At 42.9% G+C, this 19,583-nt stretch carries 16 protein-coding genes; 1 reads left to right on the top strand and 15 read right to left on the bottom strand.

Features of this window, described 5'->3' with window-relative positions:
• Positions 1–7: 7 nt before the first annotated feature.
• The 11 genes from cimA to gatC all read right to left on the bottom strand — a co-directional run bounded on the left by cimA (position 8) and on the right by gatC (position 13,885).
• Positions 8–1,597 (bottom strand): citramalate synthase, encoded by a 1,590-nt coding sequence (gene cimA, locus B1s21122_RS01915; RefSeq protein ID WP_095680901.1) that lies wholly within the window; start codon positions 1,595–1,597, stop codon positions 8–10.
• Positions 1,597–2,682, bottom strand: a complete 1,086-nt coding sequence (locus tag B1s21122_RS01910) for a branched-chain amino acid aminotransferase (protein ID WP_095680902.1) — start codon at positions 2,680–2,682, stop codon at positions 1,597–1,599. Before B1s21122_RS01910 ends, cimA begins: the two co-directional genes overlap by 1 nt.
• Positions 2,679–3,716, bottom strand: a complete 1,038-nt coding sequence (locus tag B1s21122_RS01905) for a 3-isopropylmalate dehydrogenase (RefSeq protein ID WP_095680903.1) — start codon at positions 3,714–3,716, stop codon at positions 2,679–2,681. Before B1s21122_RS01905 ends, B1s21122_RS01910 begins: the two co-directional genes overlap by 4 nt.
• Positions 3,713–5,317 (bottom strand): phosphoglycerate dehydrogenase, encoded by a 1,605-nt coding sequence (gene serA / locus B1s21122_RS01900; RefSeq protein ID WP_095680904.1) that lies wholly within the window; start codon positions 5,315–5,317, stop codon positions 3,713–3,715. The genes B1s21122_RS01905 and serA overlap by 4 nt, the downstream gene beginning before the upstream one ends.
• Complete coding sequence (gene ilvC, locus B1s21122_RS01895; RefSeq protein WP_190278586.1) at positions 5,301–6,326, bottom strand: ketol-acid reductoisomerase; 1,026 nt, start codon at positions 6,324–6,326, stop codon at positions 5,301–5,303. The genes serA and ilvC overlap by 17 nt, the downstream gene beginning before the upstream one ends.
• Positions 6,327–6,363: 37 nt before the next feature.
• Positions 6,364–6,915, bottom strand: coding sequence for an acetolactate synthase small subunit (gene ilvN, locus B1s21122_RS01890; protein ID WP_095680906.1), 552 nt, complete (start codon positions 6,913–6,915; stop codon positions 6,364–6,366).
• The gene (locus tag B1s21122_RS01885) at positions 6,915–8,651 is read right to left on the bottom strand and encodes an acetolactate synthase large subunit (RefSeq protein WP_095681249.1); all 1,737 of its coding nucleotides are present in this window, start codon (positions 8,649–8,651) and stop codon (positions 6,915–6,917) included. The genes ilvN and B1s21122_RS01885 overlap by 1 nt, the downstream gene beginning before the upstream one ends.
• 243 nt (positions 8,652–8,894) lie before the next feature.
• Entirely contained in the window at positions 8,895–10,586 is a 1,692-nt protein-coding gene (ilvD, locus tag B1s21122_RS01880; protein ID WP_095680907.1) for a dihydroxy-acid dehydratase, read from the bottom strand.
• A gap of 9 nt (positions 10,587–10,595) precedes the next feature.
• A complete protein-coding gene (gene gatB, locus B1s21122_RS01875) occupies positions 10,596–12,092 on the bottom strand; it encodes an Asp-tRNA(Asn)/Glu-tRNA(Gln) amidotransferase subunit GatB (RefSeq protein WP_095680908.1) in 1,497 nt (498 codons plus the stop codon).
• A complete protein-coding gene (gatA, locus tag B1s21122_RS01870; RefSeq protein ID WP_095680909.1) occupies positions 12,089–13,588 on the bottom strand; it encodes an Asp-tRNA(Asn)/Glu-tRNA(Gln) amidotransferase subunit GatA in 1,500 nt (499 codons plus the stop codon). Before gatA ends, gatB begins: the two co-directional genes overlap by 4 nt.
• Positions 13,589–13,885, bottom strand: a complete 297-nt coding sequence (gene gatC, locus B1s21122_RS01865) for an Asp-tRNA(Asn)/Glu-tRNA(Gln) amidotransferase subunit GatC (RefSeq protein ID WP_095680910.1) — start codon at positions 13,883–13,885, stop codon at positions 13,589–13,591.
• A 122-nt stretch (positions 13,886–14,007) separates the two neighbouring features.
• Here gatC and B1s21122_RS01860 point away from each other — a divergent pair, with 122 nt between their 5' ends.
• Positions 14,008–15,168, top strand: coding sequence for a serine hydrolase domain-containing protein (locus B1s21122_RS01860; protein ID WP_095680911.1), 1,161 nt, complete (start codon positions 14,008–14,010; stop codon positions 15,166–15,168).
• 6 nt (positions 15,169–15,174) lie between these two features.
• Here B1s21122_RS01860 and obgE read toward each other — a convergent pair whose 3' ends face one another.
• The 4 genes from obgE to B1s21122_RS01840 all read right to left on the bottom strand — a co-directional run bounded on the left by obgE (position 15,175) and on the right by B1s21122_RS01840 (position 19,493).
• Positions 15,175–16,653, bottom strand: a complete 1,479-nt coding sequence (obgE, locus tag B1s21122_RS01855; RefSeq protein WP_095680912.1) for a GTPase ObgE — start codon at positions 16,651–16,653, stop codon at positions 15,175–15,177.
• An 81-nt stretch (positions 16,654–16,734) separates the two neighbouring features.
• Positions 16,735–16,989: a 50S ribosomal protein L27 gene (rpmA, locus tag B1s21122_RS01850; RefSeq protein WP_095680913.1), complete on the bottom strand. Its 255-nt coding sequence runs from the start codon at positions 16,987–16,989 to the stop codon at positions 16,735–16,737.
• Between the two features lie 26 nt (positions 16,990–17,015).
• On the bottom strand, positions 17,016–17,324 hold the full coding sequence (gene rplU, locus B1s21122_RS01845) for a 50S ribosomal protein L21 (RefSeq protein ID WP_095680914.1): 309 nt from the start codon (positions 17,322–17,324) through the stop codon (positions 17,016–17,018).
• 99 nt (positions 17,325–17,423) lie between these two features.
• The gene (locus B1s21122_RS01840) at positions 17,424–19,493 is read right to left on the bottom strand and encodes an Rne/Rng family ribonuclease (protein ID WP_095680915.1); all 2,070 of its coding nucleotides are present in this window, start codon (positions 19,491–19,493) and stop codon (positions 17,424–17,426) included.
• Positions 19,494–19,583: the final 90 nt, after the last annotated feature.

The following is a 19,583-nucleotide window of genomic DNA, read 5'->3' as shown; positions in this document are numbered from 1 at the left end:
TAGCAGATTACTCGGGTTTGCGTCCTTGCCTTAGTAAGCCATAGGTAACCGCGTCATCTAATGCCATCGCAGAGGCTGCAATCACATTTTCATGCACACCAATTGTGCTCCACTCGCCATTGCCATCACTAGTCTCAACTAAAACTCTAGTCACCGCCCCAGTTCCTAGCCGGCCTTCTAAAATACGAACTTTGTAATCAGTTAACTCAAGTTTTGAAAGCTCTGGATAAAACTTTTCTAGGCCGCTGCGAAGTGCGTTATCAATTGCGTTAACTGGACCATTTCCAACACCTTGGGCTGAAATAGTTTCACCCTTAGCATTTATCTTTACCGTTGCTTTACTTGTTACTTCCCCTGAATCATCTTGGTGGACTGTAGTTTGCCAATCTAAGATTGTGAAAAAGCTTGGCCTCTTTCCTAAAACTTCTGTGCGAAGCAGTAATTCAAAGGAGGCATCTGCTGCTTCAAAGGTGAAACCTTTTCCCTCTAGATCTTTAACCTTTTCCACAACTCTGCCGATTAAATCTTTATCCCCACCTAAATCAATCCCAAGCTCTACTGACTTCAACTCAATTGAAGCACGCCCAGCCATCTCAGAGACCAACATTCGCATGTCATTGCCAACTGATTCTGGGGTTTCATGTTGATACATCATTGGATCTACTTTGATTGCAGATGCATGAAGTCCTGCCTTGTGAGCAAAGGCAGAGGTGCCAACATATGGTTGGCGCGCACTTGGCGCAACATTTGTAATCTCAGCGACTGCGTGTGAGATGCGGAAGGCTTCTTGTAATTTACCAGCCGGCAAAACTATTTGTTCCTTCTTTAACTCTAGGTTTGCAATGATATTTACTAGATCCGCATTTCCAGTTCGCTCGCCATATCCATTTAATGTTCCCTGCACATGGGTAACACCAGCAGAAATTGCAGCAAGTGAGTTAGCAACTGCGCACCCAGTGTCATTGTGGCAGTGAATACCCAGACGAGCCTTTGACGCAGCTAAAACCTCATGGACAATATTTGATAATTGATCTGGCAACATTCCACCGTTTGTGTCACAAAGGGCTACAACATCAGCGCCAGCTTCAACCGCAGCCTTAACCACCTCAAGTGCGTAAGCTTTATTGGAAAGGTAGCCATCAAAGAAGTGCTCAGCATCTAAGAAAACTCTCTGACCACCAGCTTTTAAAAACTTAATTGAATCGGTAATCATCGCAAGATTTTCATCAAGATGTGTCTTAAGAGCTAGATCAACATGGCGATCATGACTCTTTGCCACCAGCGTTACAACCGGCGCCTTTGAATCTTGCAATGCGCGCAGAAGTAAATCATCTGCGGCCTTTACTCCAGGACGTCTAGTTGCACCAAATGCAACAAAGGTTGCATTCTTTAGTTTTAACTCAGTTTGGGCTAATTTAAAAAACTCAGTGTCCTTTGGATTTGCACCCGGCCAGCCACCTTCAATAAAACCAACACCTAAATCATCAAGGTGGCGAGCAATAGTTAACTTATCGTGTACCGATAAATTCAAACCCTCTTGCTGGGCGCCATCACGAAGTGTGGTGTCATAGATATGAAATGAATCATTAATTGGCATTAGATAACCCGTTTATTCCAACCATGTTTATCTTCAGCACTTCCATGCTGAATCGCAAGTAAGGCAGCTCTAATCTGATTTGTAATTGGACCTGGTTGGCCATCACCTGTTTGCCAAGTGCCATGAATACTTTTTGCAGTACCCACCGCTGAGACAACCGCAGCTGTGCCACAAGCAAATATCTCAGTTATTTCTCCTGATTTAACGCCATCTCGCCAATCATCAATTGAGATCATCGCCTCTTCAGTTTTGTATCCAAGATCATTTGCCAGAGTCAATATTGAATCTCGGGTGATTCCAGGAAGTAATGTGCCAGTTAATTTTGGTGTAATGATCTTGGCATCTTTACCACTTCCCTTAATAAAGTAGAGATTCATGCCACCCATCTCTTCAACCCACTTACGTTCTTTGGCATCAATGTATGCAACCTGATCACAACCTTCTTTAGCTGCTTGTTTTTGCGCAAGGAGTGATGCTGCATAATTTCCACCGCACTTTGCCTCACCTGTGCCACCTAAAGCTGCTCTTACATACTCAGTTGAGATCCAAACCGTTACCGCTTTTGCAGAGTTAAAGTAGGCAGCAGCAGGGGTAGCAATTAAAATATATGTTGCATGATTTGATGGTCGCACTCCTAAGCCAACTTCAGTTGCGATCATAAATGGGCGAATGTATAAAGACTCACCAATTTTCTTTGGCACCCAGCCAGCATCTGCCTTAACTAACTCTTCAACTGTTTTAACAAAGAAATCAACTGGCATTTCAGGCAAAGCAATTCGAGCAGCAGACTTTGCAAAACGCTTTGCATTTGCATCAGGTCTAAACAGGGATACTCCACCATCTGGTTGTGAGTAAGCCTTCATTCCTTCAAAGATCTCTTGGCCATAGTGAAAAACCATTGCGGCAGGATCTAATGTAATTGGACCATATGGTTGTAATTTGGCATCAGCCCAACCAGTTGCCTCGCTCCACTCAGCGACCACCATATTGTCGGTGTAGTACTTACCAAAACCAGGCTCTGCTACTCGCTTGTCTCGTTCAGCAGATGAAACTGGATTTGTATTTGGATTACTAATTACCTTCATAACACTCCCGCCACTAATGCATCCCCGATTTCAGATGTTGATCTCTTCTTATCCCCACGTGCTGCTAAATCTTTAGCTACTGCCTTTTCAACATCAGTTGCTGCTTGAGTTTGCCCTAAGTGATTTAACATCATGGCGATAGATAAAACTGTTGCAGTTGGATCAGCTAAATTCTTACCAGCAATATCTGGGGCTGAGCCATGTACAGGTTCAAACATTGAAGGAAAAGCACCAGTTGGATTGATATTTCCACTTGCAGCTAATCCAATCCCACCGCAGATTGCAGCTGCGATATCAGTAATGATGTCGCCAAATAGGTTATCAGTAACTACTACGTCAAAGCGTTCTGGGTTGGTTACAAAAAACATAGATGCTGCGTCAACATGTAAGTAATCTGTTGTTACTTGAGGAAAATCCTTAGCAACCTCATTAAATACACGAGTCCATAATCCACCTGCTCTAGTTAATACATTGTTTTTGTGAACAAGGGTAAGTTTTTTGCGTGGTCTATCCATTGCTCGATTAAAGGCATCTCGGATAACTCGCTCAACACCTTTATAGGTATTAATCGATTCCTCAATTGCTAACTCTTTATTTGTGCCCTCATCTTTAATGGATCCTGCACCAACATAAAGTCCCTCAGTGCCTTCTCGCACCACAATAAAATCAATACCTTTATTATTAGTAATTGGTGATGCAACACCTGGAAATAACTTTGCCGGTCGAAGGTTTATATAGTGCTCAAATGCAAATCTAAGTTTTAGTAATAATCCTCGCTCTAGTACCCCACTTGGCACAGTTGGATCACCAACTGCTCCCAATAAAATCACATCAGCTTTTGCTAATTCAGCCATTACTGAATCAGGCAGTGTCTCTTTAGTCTTATGCCAGTAGGTGGCACCTAGCTCATAATTAGTTTTCTTAAACTCTAAATCATATTTTTTAGCAATCGCATCTAATACTCGCAGGCCTTGCGTTACTACCTCAGGACCAATTCCATCACCTGGGATTGTGGCTAAATTAAAAGTTTTCACTCATTCACCAAATTCACAAAGCGAACTAAGGATGCCCCAGTTTCTTTTGCAATCACATCAATGATCTCTTTAGGAATAACTGAATCAACAGTTAGTGCCATTAAAGCTTGGCCACCTTCCTGGGTGCGACCAACCTGCATATCTGCAATATTGATTTTCAACTTACCTAATGCATTTCCAACTACACCAACCACACCTGGGCGATCGGTATAACGCAGGAATAGCAAATTATTTGTTGGCTTAAGATCTAGATCTAACTTATCAATTGCCACGATCTTTTGGGTCTGTTTAATTCCCATCAAAGTTCCACTAACAAATACTTGGCTGCCATCAGCACAAGCTGCTCTTACTGAAACCAAATTACGATGATCTGGGCTTTCAGAATCAGTTGAAACTGTTGAGCTAATTGATCGCTCTGCTGCTAATGCTGGGGCGTTTACATATGTAACATCCTCAGCGCCCATTGCAAGCAGTGCTCCCTTTAGCGCACTAGTTGCAAGAACTGAAACATCAAGAGTTGAAATCTCACCTCTTACCTCAACATCAATTGAGGAGATAACATCATTTGCTAAGGCGGTTGCAACCTGCGCTAATTTTTCAACTAGTGGCAGCGCTGGGCGCACTGCTTGATCAATCGCGCCACCTTTAACATTTACCGCATCCGGTACTAACTCACCAGATAAAGCTTTTCTTACTGAGATCGCAACAGCAATTCCAGCGCGCTCTTGTGCTTCATCAGTTGAAGCGCCAAGGTGAGGAGTTGCCACCACATTATCTAATGTAAACAATGGTGAATCTGTACAAGGCTCTGTTGCAAATACATCAAGACCAGCGCCACCTACCTTGCCAGCTTTGAGTGCTTCATAAAGTGCGGTCTCATCTAATACTCCACCGCGGGCAGCATTAATAATTCTTACCGTTGGCTTAACCTTACTTAACGCCTCGGTACCAATTAAATTTGCTGTCTCTTTAGTTTTTGGTAAATGAATAGTGATGAAATCACTCACTCTTAACAACTCATCTAACTCAACTAACTTAACATTTAATTGCGCAGCCCTTGCTGGTTGTAGATAAGGATCATAAGCAACTACATCCATACCAAATGCTTGCATTCGGTGGGCTACCAATTGACCAATACGGCCAAAGCCAACAATTCCTAGAGTTTTTTCAAACAATTCAGCGCCGGTGTATTTAGATCTTGCCCACTTGCCGTTTTGTAAAGCTGTATGTGCTGGTGAGATAAATCTTGCGCTAGCAAGGAGTAATCCAATTGCAAGTTCAGCAGCGGAGACAATATTTGAGGTAGGTGCGTTAACCACCATTACACCAGCAGCGGTTGCAGCTGGAATTTCAACATTATCTAAACCAACACCAGCTCGCGCAATTACCTTTAATCCCTTTGCTGCTGCAATTGCCTCGGCATCCATCTTGGTAGCAGAGCGAATTAATACCGCATCTACTCCCTTAGAAAGAGCAGCTAATAACTCTGCACGATCTGCGCCATTGCAATTGCGCACCTCAAAGTCAGGTCCGAGCGCCTCTAATGTGGCTGGACTTAACTCTTCAGCGATAAGTACTACTGGTTTAGCCACGCGCCGCATTTCCCTCTTTGTAATCATCATTGTTTGAAGACTTAACCCAAGACATCATCTTGCGAAGATCTCGGCCAACCTGCTCGATTGGATGTGCTTCACCCTTTGCGCGTAATGATTTAAATTCAGGAGCGCCAGCATCCTGATCATCAATAAATCTCTTTGCAAACGCACCTGATTGAATTTCAGCAAGAATTTTTTTCATATTCTCTTTTACGCTTGGATCAATAACTCTTGGGCCTGAGATGTAATCACCATACTCAGCTGTATCAGATACTGACCATCGCTGTTTTGCAATTCCACCTTCATACATAAGGTCAACAATTAGTTTTAACTCATGTAAGCATTCAAAGTAGGCAACCTCTGGTTGATAGCCGGCTTCAATCAAAGTCTCAAAGCCATACATAACTAATTGAGAAGCTCCACCACAAAGTACTGATTGCTCACCGAATAAATCTGTCTCACACTCTTCAGTAAAGGTAGTCAAAATTCCACCAGCACGAAGTCCGCCAATTGCTTTGCCATAAGAAAGAGTTAGCGGCCAAGCATTTCCAGTTGCATCTTGCTCTACGGCAACGATTACTGGAACACCTCGTCCTGCTGAATACTCACGTCTTACTAAGTGTCCTGGACCCTTTGGCGCAACCATACAAACATCAACATTTGCAGGTGGCTTGATATAGCCAAATCGAATATTAAATCCGTGACCAAAAAATAGCGCTGCGCCATCTTTCATGTTTGGCGCAATTGAATCATTGTAAATATGGCGCTGCACATGATCAGGAGCTAGCAACATCACGACATCAGCACCTTTTACTGCATCAGCAACAGATGCAACCTTTAGGCCTTCTGCCTCTGCCTTGGCTCGAGATTTTGAACCATCAGCTAAACCAACCACAACATCAACACCGCTATCTCGTAGAGATAGTGCATGTGCGTGTCCTTGAGATCCATAACCAATTACGGCAACCTTTTTAGATTGGATAATTGATAGATCTGCATCTTCATCGTGATACATCGTTGCCACTGTATTTCTCCTTATGTTGGTTGGTTTGTTAATTTTGGTAATCAGCTGTGGAACTATTTGGGTCAGACTCATTCGCTGTTCCCATCGTGGATAAGGTGCGATCAGCCAGGGTTTTATCCCCGCGCTCTAACGCAACTAAGCCAGATTGGACTAGTTCGCGAATTCCATGTGGTTTCAAATCTGCCAGTAAAGATTCAATTGCAGATGTTTGACCCACCGCTTCAATAGATATCACAGCGGATGATTCATCAGCAATAACGGCGTTGTGCTTATTAACAATCTCTTTTGTTGCGGCTGTATTTGCCACCTTAACTAGCAAAATTTCGCGCTTTAGTGAATCAGAATCCTTCATCTCAGAAATTCCAATTACATTTACTAACTTAAATAATTGAGCGCTCACCTGATCTAACGCATGTCCTTCTAGATTTAAGACAATAGTCATACGAGAAACCTTTGGGTTCTCAGTTGGACCAACCGCAAGTGAATCAATGTTGTAACCACGACGAGAGAACAAAGAAGCAACACGGGCAAGTACGCCAGGTGAGTTCTCAACTAAAACTGCCAATGTATGAATAGCCATTACAACTCCTGTGAATCCCAGACAGGCGCCATAGATCTAGCAACAGTGATGTCATCATTTGAAGTTCCAGCTGCCACCATTGGCCAAACCATCGCATCTCTATGAACATTAAAATCAACAACTACTGGGCGATCATTAATAGCCATCGCCGCTTCAATAGTCTTATCCACGTCGCCTGGTGTCTCACAGCGCAATCCAACACAACCCATAGCTTCAGCCAACATTTTAAAATCTGGAATTCGCTTTGAGTGCAGATCAGTATTTGAATATCTTTGGTTATAAAACAGTGTCTGCCATTGGCGAACCATGCCAAGGGATTCATTATTAATTACCGCAACCTTGATTGGAATATTATTTAACGCGCAAGTTACTAACTCTTGGTTTGTCATTTGAAAACACCCATCACCATCAATTGCCCACACAGTTGCATCAGGTGCACCAACTTTTGCGCCCATTGCAGCTGGAACTGCATAACCCATAGTTCCTAAGCCACCTGAGTTAAGCCAAGTTCTTGGTTTTTCATAACCAATAAATTGAGATGCCCACATCTGATGTTGTCCCACACCTGCAGCAAAGATTGTGTCAGGACCTGAGATCTTGCCAATTCTTTCAATTACATACTGTGGTGAAACAGAGCCATCAGATGGCTTGTCATAACCAAGTGGAAACTTATTTCGCCAGCCATAAACCTCATTAAGCCAAGGCGTTAAATCCGGCGCAGATTTAGCCAGCGCCACCTTAGTTGCAGGTGCTAGAGCTCTTAAAATATTTTTTAAATCACCAATCAGTGCCACATCAGCATGGCGGTTCTTGCCAATTTCTGCTGGATCAATATCAGCGTGAATAATCTTGGCGTTTGGCGCAAAGGTTGAAAGTTTTCCAGTAACTCGATCATCAAATCTGGCACCTAAAGTAATTAATAGATCTGCCTTTTGTAAAGCGGTAACTGCGGCAACTGTGCCATGCATGCCGGGCATACCAAGGTGTTGCTTGTGAGAATCTGGGAAAGCACCCCTTCCCATTAAAGTAGTAACAACTGGCGCACCAGTTATCTCAGCTAACTGCATTAACTCTTTGGCAGCTTCTGCCTTAATTACACCGCCACCAACATATAAAACTGGTTTCTTAGATTGGGCAATTAAAGCTGCAGCATCTCTGATCGCCTCACTCTTTGGCTCCATTACTGGGTTGTAACCAGCAAGTGAAACACTCTTTGGATAATTAAAAGTTGTCTCTTTTTGCAGCGCATCCTTTGCAATATCAACTAATACCGCACCAGGACGACCTGTGCTTGCGATGTGGAAGGCTTCTGCAATCGCCCGCGGAATATCAGCTGGATCTGTAATCAAATAATTATGTTTTGTGAATGGCATGGTAATCCCACGAATATCTGCCTCTTGAAACGCATCCGTTCCGATTGCAGCAGATGGAACTTGGCCTGTGATTGCTACAACTGGAACTGAATCCATCTGTGCATCAGCAAGTGGTGTTACTAAATTTGTCGCACCAGGACCCGAGGTTGCAATACAAACTCCAACTCGACCAGTTGCTTGGGCGTAACCAGTGGCAGCATGACCCGCGCCTTGTTCATGTCTAACTAATATGTGTCTAATCTTTGAATCAAAAATTGGATCATAAGCAGGCAGGATCGCGCCCCCAGGGATTCCAAACATAACTTCAACCCCAGCAGCCTCTAGTGCGTTAACTAAACTTTGCGCACCATTGATCTTGCTCATTGCTTCCTCTCTCATTCATATGCCCTACTAAAGCAAAACCCCTCAGTTTTATCTGAGGGGTGCGAACTAACTTTTTCTAGTTAGCGCGCACGCTCAATAATCACCACGACCACTGATGTGATCACGATTTGTGAGATAAGTGAGCTCTTCTTCATGGGCTTAGTTTCGCAGGTGGTGCATTGGCTAGTCAACTCCTGAGATATCAATCTCAGTATTTGAGCCTAGGCAGATAACAAAAAAGTATTAATCACAGACCGCGCCCTTGGCGGCGCTACCAACTAATTTTGAATACTTAGCTAATACCCCACGACGATACTTATGGGCAAGGGGTTTAAAACTTTTCTTTCGCTCATTCATCTCAGACTCTTCAACTAATAAATCTAAAGTTCGATTAACTACATCAATTCTTATTTTGTCTCCAGTTTTTACAAATGCAATTGGGCCAGCATCTACTGCCTCAGGTGAAACATGGCCAACGCAAAGTCCAGTTGTGCCACCGGAGAATCTGCCATCTGTTAATAGCAATACAGATTTACCAAGACCGGCACCCTTGATCGCACCAGTAATCATTAACATCTCGCGCATACCTGGTCCACCCTTTGGACCTTCATATCTAATAACTACAACATCGCCCGCCACAATTGATCCATTTTCTAACGCGTCCATTGCTGCTTGTTCTCTTTCAAAAACTTTTGCTGGACCTTCAAATACATCCACGCCAATACCAGCTGTTTTACACACCGCACCATCTGGGGTTAGTGAACCTTTAAGAATTGTAATTCCACCGCCAAGGGAGAGTGGATCTTTAACCGCTTTAAGAATTTCACCATCTGGGTCTGGCGGAGTTATTTCTTTTAAGTTTTCTGCCATGGTTTTGCCGGTCACAGTTAAACAATCTCCATGTAAAAGTCCGGCATCAAGTAGTGCGCGAAGAATTACTGGAATACCGCCAACTTTGTCCACATCTGTCATTACATACTTACCAAATGGTTTTAGATCTCCCAGAAGTGGCACCTTATCTCCGACCCGTTGGAAATCCTCCAAAGTTAAATCAACCTCAGCCTCATGCGCGATTGCAAGTAGATGAAGCACCGCGTTGGTAGAACCACCGAGGGCCATTACAACTGTGATCGCATTTTCAAAAGCTTTTTTAGTAAGAATTTGTCGAGTAGTAATACCTTTTCGAATTAACTCAACAACTGCTGCTCCTGATTTAACTGCGTAATCATCACGGCGTCGATCAATTGATGGTGGGGAGGCAGAACCTGGAAGTGATAAACCAATTGCCTCTCCTACTGCTGCCATTGTGTTTGCGGTGTACATACCACCGCATGCACCTTCACCTGGGCAGATAGCTCTTTCAATTTTATCTACTTCATCTTGAGAGATTAATCCTCTAGCGCAAGCACCTACCGCTTCAAATGCATCAATGATTGTTACATCACGGCCATCTACTTTGCCAGGCATAGTTGAGCCGGCGTAAACAAATACTGATGCCACATCCATTCTTGCTGCAGCCATCATCATCGCTGGCAATGATTTATCACAACCAGCAAATGTAACCATGCCATCTAAGCGCTCTGCCTGCATAACTGTTTCAACTGAATCGGCAATTACCTCACGAGAGACAAGTGAAAAATGCATTCCCTCATGTCCCATTGAAATTCCATCAGAGACTGAGATAGTTCCAAATTGCATTGGAAAACCACCAGCTTCAATAACACCCTTCTTTGAAGCTTTTGCCAATCTATCTAAAGATAAATTACAAGGAGTGATCTCATTCCAAGATGATGCAATTCCAATTTGTGGTTTAGCAAAATCTTCATCTTTAAAACCAACTGCGCGAAGCATTCCTCTTGCAGGTGCGCGCTCCATGCCATCTGTAACTAAGCCAGATCTTGGCTTCATTTTGTTTGGCGGATTTTTTTCGCTCATGGGATTAGTTTATTGCCCTAAATGCTTTAGTAATAGTTCACGCACCTTAGCCGCATCTGCTTGGCCGCCAGTTAATTTCATCACTGCTCCAATTAGAGCGCCAGCTGCTGGAATATTGCCACCACGAACCTTGTCAGCTGTGTCAGGAGCGGCAGCAATTGCTTCTTCAATCGCCTTCATAAGTTGAGAATCATCTGAGACAACCTTTAGTCCACGTTTTGCAATAACTTCACTTGGGGAGCCTTCTTTGGCAATTACCCCTTCAACAACTTGACGGGCTAATTTATCAGTTAGCTCACCTTTAGAAATTAACTCAATAATTTGAGCAACATCATTTACAGTTATCAAATCAGTTGGAGAAACTGCTTTATCATTTGCAATTCTTGAGATTTCACCTAACCACCAAGATCTAGCCTTTGTTGGATCTGCGCCAAGTAAAACTGTTTGCTCCACAGTATCTAGAAGCTCTGCATTAACCATCGCATTCATCTCTTTATCTGGCACAGCCCAAGCAGTTTGTAATCGCTTTCTGCGGTCTGCTGGTTTTTCAGGCAATAAAGTGCGCAGCTCTTCAATCCATTTTGCATCAGGAACTACTGGTACTAAATCTGGTTCTGGGAAGTATCGGTAATCCTCTGCCTGCTCTTTCGATCTTCCAGGTCTAGTCTCACCACTTTCCTCTAGGAAGTGACGAGTCTCTTGCACAATTTTTTCACCACTTTCTAATCTATTTGCATGTCTAATAATTTCACCAGTTACCGCACGCTCCACAGAACGAAGTGAGTTAACATTTTTAGTCTCACTTCTTGTGCCAAGTTTGCCGCTGCCAACTTTTGATAATGACAAGTTCACATCACATCTAAGTGAGCCTTGCTCCATCTTTACATCAGAAACTTTTAAGGCTCGCAAAATATCTCGCAAAGTTGCAACATAGGCCCTGGCAACTAATGGGGCGTACTTTCCAGTGTTTGGCACAATCTTGGTGACAATTTCAACAAGTGGAATACCTGCTCTGTTGTAATCTAAAAGTGAATGATCTGCCCCATGAATTCGACCTGTAGCCCCACCAACATGTAGTGATTTACCTGTGTCCTCTTCCATGTGAACTCGTTCAATTTCAACTCTAAATGTTTTATTTCCTTCATCAGTTTCTACATCAACATCTAAGTAGCCATTCACACAGATTGGTTCATCATATTGAGAGGTTTGAAAATTCTTTGGCATATCTGGGTAGAAGTAATTCTTGCGAGCAAATCTAGAAAATGGCGCGATTGAACAATTCAATGCAAGGCCAATTAATATCGAGCTTTCAATCGCACGTTTATTAACAACTGGAAGTGAACCAGGAAGTCCAAGGCAGACTGGGCAAGTTTGAGTATTAGGCTGCGCCCCAAACTCAGTTGCGCAACCACAAAACATCTTTGACTTTGTATTTAACTCAACATGCACCTCAAGGCCAAGGGTTGGCTCATAGATTGCAAGTGCGCCATCGTAATTTAAACTCATTTTGATCCTGCTAGCTTTGGCGCAAAATCTAGAATTGGTTTGCCCCACTTTGAAAGTAATGCTGCCTCTAGCGCCCCGCCAACTAAATACATTCGATCATCTTTCATCGCAGGTGACATGATTTGAAAACCAACTGGCAAATTATCTTCTTCCGCTAATCCACAAGGCAGGCTCATTCCACCAATACCAGCCATATTTACTGGGATCGTGGCAATATCATTTAAATACATTGCAAGTGGATCATTACTTTTCTCACCAATTTTAAATGCCGTAGTTGGCGCAGTTGGTGAAACCAAAACATCACACTTAGTAAAGGCATTATCAAAATCTTGCTTGATTAGTGTGCGCACCTTTTGTGCTGATCCATAGTAAGCATCGTAATATCCAGATGAAAGTGCGTATGTTCCAAGAATTATTCGACGTTTAACCTCACGGCCAAAGCCTGCTTGCCGAGTTAAATTCATTACCTCTTCCGCGCTCTTCACGCCATCATCGCCAACTCGTAAACCAAATCTAATTGAGTCAAATCTTGCTAAGTTTGATGAGCACTCACTTGGGGCAATTAAGTAATAGGCAGCAAGTGCGTATTCAAAATTAGGGCAGGATACTTCAATAATTTCAGCGCCCAACTTAACTAATTCAGCAATTGCCTCATTAAATTTGTTCTCAACACCTTTTTGATAACCATCCCCTGCTAATTGCTTAACCACACCAATTTTCATTCCTTTGATATTTAATTTTTTAGCAGCTGCAACCACATCAGGCACCGCTTGATTAATGCTGGTGGAATCTTTTGGATCAAAGCCTGCAATAACTTGGTGTAAAAGGGCGGCATCTAAAACTGTTCTGGCACATGGTCCTGCTTGATCTAGCGAGGATGAAAATGCAACTAAACCATATCTTGATACGCCGCCATAAGTTGGTTTAACACCAACAGTTCCAGTTACTGCAGCTGGTTGGCGAATTGATCCACCAGTATCAGTACCAATTGCAAGCGGTGCTTCAAATGCTGCCAAGGAGGCCGAAGATCCACCACCTGAACCACCAGGGATTCGAGTTAGATCCCAAGGATTATGAGTTGGTCCATAAGCTGAATTTTCAGTAGATGAACCCATTGCAAACTCATCCATATTAGTTTTACCTAAAATAATTACGCCAGCATCCTTTAATTTAGTGACCACAGTTGAGTCATAAGGCGGACGCCAATTTTCTAAAATCTTTGAGCCACAAGTTGTTGGCACATCCTTTTGTGTCATCACATCTTTTAATGCAAGGGGTACGCCGGCAAGTGGTGATAATTTCTCACCTGCTGCCCGCTTTTTATCTACCTCTTTGGCTTGGGAAAGTGCGCCCTCTTTATCTAAATATAAAAAGGCGTGGACATCTTTATCTACCGCATTGATTTGTTCATAATGTTGGTTGGCTAACTCAACTGCTGAAATTTCTTTTTTATCTAGGGCAGCTGCCATCTGCCAGGCATTATCTCTAATGCTCATTTACTCTTCACCTAAAATTTGAGGAACTTTAAATCTTTGCTCACTAGATGCAGGGGCGCCAGATAATGCTTGCTCTGGCGTCAGGCTTGGTGTTACAACATCTTCGCGAGTTACATTGTTAACTGCTAATGGATGAGATGTTGGTGGCACATCAGCGCCAGCAACCTCTTGCACTCTTGCTACTGCGCCAAGAATTACATCCATCTCCCCTGCCAAATGATCTAACTCAGCATCACTCATTGAGATGCGTGCTAGTCGGGCAAGATTTGCCACTTCATCGCGGGAGATTGCAGCCATAATCGGTGAGTATAACTGGTGTTAATTCACTGGCGAATTCACCCTAATCTGCATTTGATAACTGCAATATTTTCCCGCTGTGGCTGCCAGAGCGGTGAGCAGTATTGAAATAGGCTATTGCCATGATGCGTTTGTTTAGAATTATTAGAAACACCCTCATCTCACTAGCGGTGCTATATGGAGCACTATTTATCTTTACCAAAGTAGTTCATTATCCAGAGCCAATTGCATCAATTAAATTAGGACTTGCCCCGGCTTCAAAGACTCCCACTCTCATGCCGTGGCATGTGATTGATCCTTCCGATAAACCAATCGCACTGCCGGTGGCATCGGAGAAAATGCCAGCAGAGATTATGTATAAAGGAACTTCTCTAGCATTTAATGAATTTTTAAAGCAGACCGATACCAATGCATTTCTTGTTATTAGAAATGGTGTGATGACATATGAGTGGTATGAGGATGGTGTAACCCAAAGTACGCAACTGCCATCTTATTCAGTTGCTAAAACCATGACCTCCATCATGATTGGTCAGCTAATTAATCAAGGCAAAATTAAGGAAAGTGACAAGTTTGTTGATTACTTCCCAAATCTAAAAGCTGGTACAAGTTTTGATCTAGTAACCATTCAACAATTACTTGATATGCAAGCAGGAGTTGGTGTTAGTGATAACTACCCATCAGGTCCTTCTGGCTGGGGTGTTGCAATCGCACAGATGTATGCCACAACCGATCTAGATTGGTTTCTAAAGAATAATCGAAAGATGGCATTTGAACCAGGTTCAAAATCAGAATACATGAGCGTTGATACGCAGATGCTTGGAATGATTATAAAGAAAGTAACTGGCAAAAGAGTTTCTGATTACTTTAGTAAGAATGTTTGGCAAGCAGTCGGAGCTAAGTATCCTGCCACCTGGAATGTTGATCGAATTGGTGGAACTGAAAAAACATTCTGCTGTTTTAACGCCTCGGCAATTGATTATGGTCGAATTGGAATGTTGTTTTTAAATGGCGGGTATGCCGGCCCAACTAAAGTAATTGATAACAATTGGCTAAAACGATTGAGCACACCAGTTACAACCTTAGATCGAAATTGGGGTTATGGAGCTCAAGTTTGGCATCCATATCCAAACACTAGTTTGGCACTTGGCTTACATGGACAATTTATATTTATAAATCCTGCTACCCGAACAGTGATTGTTAAGTTAAGTGATAATCCAACTGATTCTGATCATGAGTCAGATACTGCAAAAGCATTACTTGAAATCTCAAATCTAAAGAATTAAAACTTCTTACTTAGCATCCTCATCAATTCGAGGATTTCTAGGATTTGCCACGTTGTACTCCCATTGCATTTCAATCTCATCATCACTTAATTGATCAATATCATCCTCTAATAAATCCATTCGCCAAGGTGTTGAAAGACGAAGATCTTCTCCTCTTGGACCTCCAGCAAGTAATTCTGCGCCAGCTTCAATGCTTGGCTCCCAATCAAAAATCACAGCTTCATCACCTAAACCAATTCTTACTTCGTCCCCTGCCTTTGCACCCTTTTTAAACAACTCTTTTTCAATTCCATATGAGGCAAGTCGATCTGCTAAATAGCCAATTGCTTCAGCGTTTGCAAAGTCAGTTTGTTTAACCCATCGCTCTGGCTTATCGCCGGTAATGTTAAATGTGCCATCAACATTTGCAATTACTTCAAAGCCTGCATCATCAACAGCAAGCGGTCGAAGCACAATTCTGGCAACCTGCTCCTCTTTCTGAGCCTTGCGCACTTTTTGAATAATCTGCGCCATTGCATAAATTAATTCCTGCATACCTTCACGTGAGGCAGCAGATACTTGAAATACTTCAAAGCCGCGAGATTCTAAAGTTTTTTGAACCATATCTGCCATAGCTTTACCATCTGGAATATCAATCTTATTTAACGCAATAATTCTTGGTCGATCTGCTAAACCACCATACTCTTTTAACTCTTCTTCAATAACATCAAAATCTTTAACTGGATCTCGATCAGTCTCAAGTGTTGCGCAATCTAAAACATGTACTAATGCTGCGCATCTCTCCACATGTCTTAAAAACTCATGTCCTAAACCTTTTCCTTGACTCGCGCCAGGAATTAATCCGGGAACATCTGCTGCTGTAAATCTTGTCTCCCCTGCCTGCACCACACCTAAGTTTGGAACCAATGTAGTAAATGGATAATCAGCAATCTTTGGTCTGGCAGCAGACATTGCTGCAATTAAAGAAGACTTTCCAGCACTTGGATAACCAACTAAACCAATATCGGCAACGCTCTTTAGCTCTAAAAATAATGTTCGACTATCTCCTGGTTCACCAAGGAGTGCGAAACCTGGTGCACGTCGCTTTGAGTTAGCAAGGCCTGCATTTCCTAATCCACCTTTGCCGCCTTGGGCTGCCATAAATCTGGTGCCAAATCCAACAAGATCTGCGATGGTATTACCGCTAACATCTTTAACAACAGTTCCATTTGGAACTGACAAAATTAAGTCTTTTCCTTCTGCGCCATTACAAAAATCTCCAGCGCCTTTTTTGCCATCAGTAGATTTGCGATGTGGTGAATGGTGAAAATCTAACAAGGTTGTCACATCAGCATCGACAACTAAAACAATGTCGCCACCGCGACCACCATTACCGCCATCTGGACCACCTAATGGTTTGAATTTTTCACGGTGAACAGAGACGCAACCATCCCCGCCTTTTCCAGCATCGGCATGCAAGGTAACCCGATCAACAAAGGTTGTCATCGGATCTCCTTTCGCATCACTTATGAATCAAATAAAAATGGGCCCGCAGTTAGCGGACCCATAAATTTAAATCCGCTGAAATTATGAAGCTGGAACGATATTTACTACGCGACGACCGCGAGCGCGACCGAACTCAACTGATCCACCTTGTAGCGCAAATAATGTGTCATCTTTTCCGATGCCAACATTCTTACCTGGGTGGAAGTAGGTTCCGCGTTGGCGAACCAAAATCTCCCCGCCCTTAACTACCTGGCCAGCAAATCTTTTAATGCCAAGGTACTGAGGATTTGAGTCGCGACCATTACGTGTGGAGGAGACACCCTTTTTACTTGCCATCTGCTTTCACCTGCCTTAAGTAGTAGTTACTTGTTAATTCCAGTTATTTTTACGCGAGTTAATTTTGAACGAAATCCTTGGCGACGACGATATCCAGTTTTGCTCTTGTAACGAAGGATCGCAATCTTTGGACCTTTTTGCTCAGCTAATATCTCACCAGTTACTTTGACAGAGGCTAAAGCTTTTGGATCAGCCATAACATCTGCGCCATCAACTAGCAGTACTGCTGGAAAAGTTACGGAAGCGCCAACGGCAGCATCAATGCGATCAACTACAAGAGTTTCACCAACTGAAACCTTCTCTTGTCGTCCGCCTGCTTTAACAATCGCGTACACCGTCAACTCCTTGCTCGTTATTAACCTAGATCGATTACTACCAATCTGGCTAGATGGATAAGGGTAGAGATTGATCTTCCCCTGGTCAAATTCACTTGATTAGTTGGTTGAAATTACCCCAGTGCTCACTGCCCGACGACCTTTTCGACGGCCAGCAGGTGCTGGTGGTGTTTGAACTACTTGCTCAACTTCATTTGAATTATCAATTGGCTCATTATCTGAATCTTCATCGGTTGATTTATCTTCATCATCTGATAAATCCTCATCAGCATTAGCTTTGCTAGTTTTTGAGTAGCGCTGCTCCATATCTTTTTCAAGAGCTACTTTTTTAACTGGCTCACTATGAATATGAATTCCACGACCACCACAACTCTCACAAGTTGTTGAGAAAGCTTCGATTAATCCTTGGCCAACTCGTTTTCTAGTCATCTGCACTAAACCAAGTGAGGTTACTTCAGCAACTTGGTGCTTGGTGCGATCTCGTCCTAAGCACTCAACTAATCTGCGAAGTACTAACTCTCGGTTTGATTCCAATGTCATATCGATAAAGTCGATCACAATAATTCCGCCCATATCTCTAAGGCGCAATTGACGAGCAATTTCTTCGGCCGCCTCTAAGTTGTTCTTAGTAACAGTCTCTTCAAGGTTGCCACCCTTACCAATGAATTTACCGGTGTTAACATCGATAACAATCATCGCTTCAGTGCGATCAATAACTAGTGAACCACCTGATGGCAGATAAACCTTGCGATCAAATGCTTTAGCTAACTGCTCCTCCACTCGGTTTTCAGCAAATAGATCACGTGGTCCTACCCACTTTTCAATTTTGCTGGCAAGTTCTGGGGCGATATGACCAATATAGTTTTGAATGTCATCCCAAGCTTGATCACCTTGAACTAACATTTTATTGAAATCTTCATTGAAGATATCGCGGATAACTCGAACAGTTAGATCTGGCTCACCATATAAAAGTGATGGCGCTGATGTGCCGGACTCATTTGATTTCTTTTCAATATCATCCCACTGCGCTTTAAGACGAGTTACATCTCTTTCTAACTCAGCTTCAGGTGCTCCCTCTGCTGCAGTTCGAATAATTACGCCAGCTTGCTCTGGAATTAAATTCTTTAATATTCCCTTTAATCGATTTCGTTCATTATCTGGCAATCGCCTAGAAATTCCACTCATGCCACCGCCTGGTACATAAACTAAGTAGCGACCAGGCAGAGAAATCTGAGAAGTTAATCTGGCACCCTTTTGACCAATTGGATCCTTAGTAACCTGAACTAAAACAGATTGACCACTCTTTAATACATGTTCAATTTTTCTAGGCGCAGTATCTGATAAACCATGAGCGTCCCAGTTAACTTCACCGGCGTAGAGAACTGCGTTTCGTCCCTTACCAATATCAACGAAAGCGGCCTCCATCGAAGGCAATACGTTTTGTACTTTACCTAGATAGACGTTACCAACATAGGAAATATTGCTATTGCGGTTTACATAATGCTCAACCATTACATCATCTTCAATGATTGCAATCTGAGTTCGATCTGCAATTTGGCGAACTAACATGGATCTCTCAACTGCTTCACGGCGAGCTAAAAACTCTGACTCTGTAATTACTGTTCCGCGTTTACGAGTGAAATCCCGTCGTTCTCTGCGCTCTGGTCGCTCAAATCGATTGCGATCTCGTCTTTCAAATTTACGTGTTTCAGGACGAGCCTCACGAACTCGAACTGGTCTAACCTTTACAACAGTTAGTACGCCATCTTCTTCAATAGTTTCACCTGGTGTTACACCCTCACCACGCGCCCTACGGCGTCGTCGGCGTTTATGGGTTGCACCATCACTATCAGTTGTTTCATCTAATTCTTCAGTTGCAGAGCTCTCATCAGTATCAGAACCCTCTTTGCCATTTCGCCTTCTGCCTCTGCCACCTCTGCGGCGACGGCGACGAAACTCTTCTTTTTCATTCTCATCACTTGTTGATGCGGCAACTGGCTCTGCTTTTTCAACCTTGGCGACTTTTGCCACCTTGGCAGTTTTAGTAGTTGGCGCAGCTTGAAATAATGGAACTGGAATAGCGGCAGCTTTTTTACTTACTTTCTTACTTTCACCCTCTACTGCTTTTTTGGCAGCGCGTTTACGTGGTGCTTTAGGCTCATCGGCCATATAAATCAAATCCTTTTCAAAAATTAATTACTGCAGTTTTGCAGTATCTCTTTCAATACTTTTTTTAATTAATCTGGTTAATTAACTTGC

It is taken from the genome of Candidatus Nanopelagicus limnes, assembly GCF_002287885.2.
Taxonomy (GTDB): domain Bacteria; phylum Actinomycetota; class Actinomycetes; order Nanopelagicales; family Nanopelagicaceae; genus Nanopelagicus; species Nanopelagicus limnae.
This window is presented reverse-complemented; position numbering and strand designations above follow the sequence as displayed.